The following is a 3786-nucleotide window of genomic DNA, read 5'->3' on the forward strand; positions in this document are numbered from 1 at the left end:
GCCGCCGTCGCCGCGCTCGCCCTGGTGGGGATCGCGCTCTTCGTGCCCCGGATGCCGGCGTCCGCGTTCGGCGGGGGAGGACTCCGACACGAGCTGTCCGCGCTGGGCGGCCAGCAGGTCCTCCTCGGTCTGACCACCGCGGTCTTCGGGTTCGCCGGGGTGTTCGCGGTCTACAGCTACATCTCGCCGATGATGACCGAGCTGGCCGGGATGGCGCCCGGCGGCGTGCCGTTCGTCCTGGCGCTCTTCGGCACCGGGATGACGATCGGCTCGCTGGTCATCGGCCCGCTGGCCGACCGGGCCCTGCGTCCGACGATCCACGGCGCCCTCGTCTGCCTGGCGGTCGTGCTGGCCCTCTTCGTCTTCGCGGTGCACCACCCCTGGACCGCCGCGATCGCCGTCCTGGCCCTCGGCGCGACCGGGTCCGCCGTGGTGACGCCGCTCCAGGTGCTCGTGATGAACAAGGCCGCCGCGGCGCCCTCGCTGGCCTCGGCCTCCAACCACTCGGCCTTCAACCTCGCCAACGCCGGGGGCGCCTGGTTGGGCGGGGTGGGGATCAGCATGGGGCTGGGGTACACGTCGCCCGCCGTGATCGGCGTGGTCCTGGCCCTCGTCGGGCTCGGTGTCGCACTGTTCTCCGCCTCGCTGGACCGTTCCGGCCCCCGGGCGGGCGGGCGCCCGGAGGGGGCGCGGGAGGCGGAATCCAGCCTCCAGACCGCACAATAATTCCGTAATATGGAATTCAATATCTGCATTATGGATACCCCGGTGTGAGCTCCGCTATCGCCACCCGATACACAGGTCACATGAGGATCCGCATCTCCTGGGCCGGCGGCTCGGTGACCGCCACGCTCGACAGCACCCCGACCTCCGAAGCCCTCTGGGACGCCCTGCCCATCGAGTCGTCGGTCAACACGTGGGGCGACGAGGTGTACTTCGCCGTCCCCGTGGAGGCCGGGCGCGAGGACGACGCGACCGACGCCGTCGATCCCGGCACCGTCTGCTACTGGCTGGCCGGATCGGCGCTCGCCCTGCCCTTCGGCCCCACGCCGATCTCCGTCGGGCCGGAGAGCAGGCTCGCCAGCGCGGCCAACGTGCTCGGCCGGATCGACGGCGACCACCGCGCTCTCGCCGAGGTCGGCGACGGCGACACCGTCAGGGTCGAGCGCGACGGGTGAGGGCCCGCGCGTCGGTCCGGGGGCGAGGTCGCACACGCCCCCGGGCCGACGGGCGACTCCGTCGGGAAGCCTTGCGGTGTAGGCGGTCCGGCTTGCGTGGCGGGTTCCGGGAGCACGAGAATGCGAGGCCGGAACACCACCACGACCCTGGCGAGAGGCGCCCATGACGGACACTCCCCCCATCGACACGACCGTGGCCCATTCGGCGCGGGTGTGGAACTACTGGTTGGGCGGAAAGGACAACTACCCGGTCGACCGCGAACTCGGCGAGCAGATCGAACGGGCCTTCCCCGAGATCGTCGAGATCGCCCGCGCCGAACGGGCCTTCCTCGTCCGGGTCGTCACCCACCTGGCGCGGGAGCACGGGGTCCGGCAGTTCCTGGACATCGGCACCGGGTTGCCCACCGTGAACAACACGCATGAGGTCGCCCAGTCCGTCGCGCCGGACGCCCGGGTGGTCTACGTCGACAACGACCCCATGGTGCTCGCCCACGCGCGTGCCCTGCTCACCGGCGTCACCTCCGGAACCACCCATTACATCGACGCCGACCTGCGCGAGCCCGAGGCGCTCCTGGGCCAGGTGCGCCAACACCTGGACTTCGGTCGGCCGATCGCGCTGACCTGCCTGGGCACCCTCGGCCACCAGCCGGTCGAGGAGCGCACCCACGAGATCGTGCGCACCTACCAGGAGGCGCTTCCCTCCGGCAGCTTCTTCGCCATGTGCGACAGCACGAACACCGGCGAGGCGATCGTGGCGGCCACCGCGGCGTGGAACGAGGGTGCGGCCATCCCCTACCACCTGCGCGGCGTCAAGGAGATCGAGGCCTTCTTCGACGGTCTGGAGCTCCTGGAACCGGGGGTGTGCTCGATCCCGTTCTGGCGCCCGGACCCGGCCGAGGTCGGTGAGGTGCGCGAGATCGCCCAGTTCGGCGGAGTGGGCCGCAAGCCCTGACCCGAGGACTCGGCGGCGGCCGTGACCCCGCCGCCCGAACGGGCCCCGCCCCAGCGGATCTTTGCGGGATATTGCCATCCACTGGGGCTCATTCACACGCGCGGTACACATCGGGTTGAGAGCATCCTCAGGAGTCGTCCGTGGCGCCACGGCACCAGCGTGACCAGGGGGATCGCAATGAGTACGCACCGCACGCCGCTCCCGAGGGGGCTCCGATGAAGCCGCCCAGCAATCGCACCGGAACCGTCGCACCGAGCATCCCGGAGCAGGCCAGGGGTATCCGGCCCAGGGATGCCGAGATCGGCCCGGAACCGGTCGACATCACATTGACCGTCAACGGGACCACGCACGGGGTTCGCGTCGAACCCAGGGTGAGCCTGCTCGACGCCCTGCGCGAGCGCCTCGATGTCACCGGCCCCAAGAAGGGCTGCAACCAGGGGGCCTGTGGCGCCTGTACCGTCTGGGTCGACGGACGCCGCGTGGTCGCCTGCCTGACCCTGGCCGTCTCCTGCGAGGGGCGCGAGATCACCACCGTCGAGGGGCTGGCCGAGGAGGACCGCCTCCACCCGATGCAGCGGGCCTTCGTCGACAACGACGCCTTCCAGTGCGGATACTGCACACCAGGCCAGCTGATGTCGGCCGTCGCCCTCATCGAGGAGGGGCACGCCTCCGACGACGCGGAGATCGCCGAGTGGATGAGCGGCAACATCTGCCGCTGCGCCGCCTACCCGAACATCCGTTCCGCGATCCGGCAGGTGCGCGACGCGGACGAGGTCACGCGGGAAGGGGGTCGGTGATGCGCTCCTTCGCCTACAAGCGCGTGTCCGACGTGGCCACGGCCATCGCCGAGGTCGGCGGCGACCCCGGCAGCGAGTTCCTCGCGGGCGGAACCACCGAGGTCGACATGCTCCGGATCCGGGTCGCCCGACCCCGCCGCGTGGTCGACATCAACGACCTGCCCATCGCCGCGATCGAGGACCTCCCCGACGGCGGGCTGCGCCTCGGCGGTCTGGCCAGGATGAGTGACGTGGCCGCGCACCCCGCGGTGCGTGAACGCTACCCGGTCATCGCCGAGGCCCTGGAGAAGGGCGCCTCCGCGCAGCTGCGCAACATGGCCACCATGGGCGGCAACCTCATGCAGAAGGTGCGCTGCTCCTACTTCCGGGACGTGGACCAGGCGTGCAACAAACGTGAACCCGGTAGCGGATGCGCGGCCATGAACGGGTTCAACCGCACCCACGCGGTCCTGGGCACCAGCGAGCACTGCATCGCCACACACCCGTCCGACGTCGCGGTGGCCTTGACCACGCTCGACGCGATCGTCCACCTCCGGGGCCCCGACGGCTCGCGGACCGTCGCCTTCGACGACTTCTTCCCGTTGCCGGGGAACACGCCCGATCGCGAACACCCGATCGCCCACGGCGAGCTGATCACCGCCATCGAGGTACCCGCGAACCCCGCGGCTCGCACCTCCCACTACCTGAAGGTGCGCGACCGCCAATCCTACGAGTTCGCCCTCGCCTCGGCCGCGGTGGTCCTGCGGATCGAGCGAGGGATCATCGCCGAGGTCCGTATCGGACTGGGTGGGGTCGCCACCAAGCCGTGGCGGGCACGGCACGCCGAGGCCATCCTCACCGGAGCCCCGGCACGGCGGGG

At 71.0% G+C, this 3786-nt stretch carries 4 protein-coding genes and 1 pseudogene (1 of these 5 only partly in view); all 5 read left to right on the plus strand.

What is annotated here, in order from left to right:
- Positions 1-726, plus strand: a pseudogene (locus D471_RS33285) (MFS transporter) (it extends 490 nt beyond the left edge of the window).
- Positions 727-806: 80 nt separating this feature from the next.
- Entirely contained in the window at positions 807-1178 is a 372-nt protein-coding gene (locus D471_RS0106690) for a cyclophilin-like fold protein (RefSeq protein ID WP_017597909.1), read from the plus strand.
- Between the two features lie 163 nt (positions 1179-1341).
- A complete protein-coding gene (locus tag D471_RS0106695) occupies positions 1342-2130 on the plus strand; it encodes an SAM-dependent methyltransferase (RefSeq protein WP_017597910.1) in 789 nt (262 codons plus the stop codon).
- A gap of 215 nt (positions 2131-2345) precedes the next feature.
- Entirely contained in the window at positions 2346-2927 is a 582-nt protein-coding gene (locus D471_RS0106700) for a (2Fe-2S)-binding protein (RefSeq protein ID WP_017597911.1), read from the plus strand.
- On the plus strand, positions 2927-3786 hold an 860-nt coding region (locus D471_RS0106705; RefSeq protein ID WP_017597912.1), incomplete at its 3' end, for an FAD binding domain-containing protein. The genes D471_RS0106700 and D471_RS0106705, both read left to right, overlap by 1 nt.

The sequence above is a fragment of the Nocardiopsis lucentensis DSM 44048 genome (assembly GCF_000341125.1).
Classification (GTDB): Bacteria; Actinomycetota; Actinomycetes; order Streptosporangiales; family Streptosporangiaceae; genus Nocardiopsis; species Nocardiopsis lucentensis.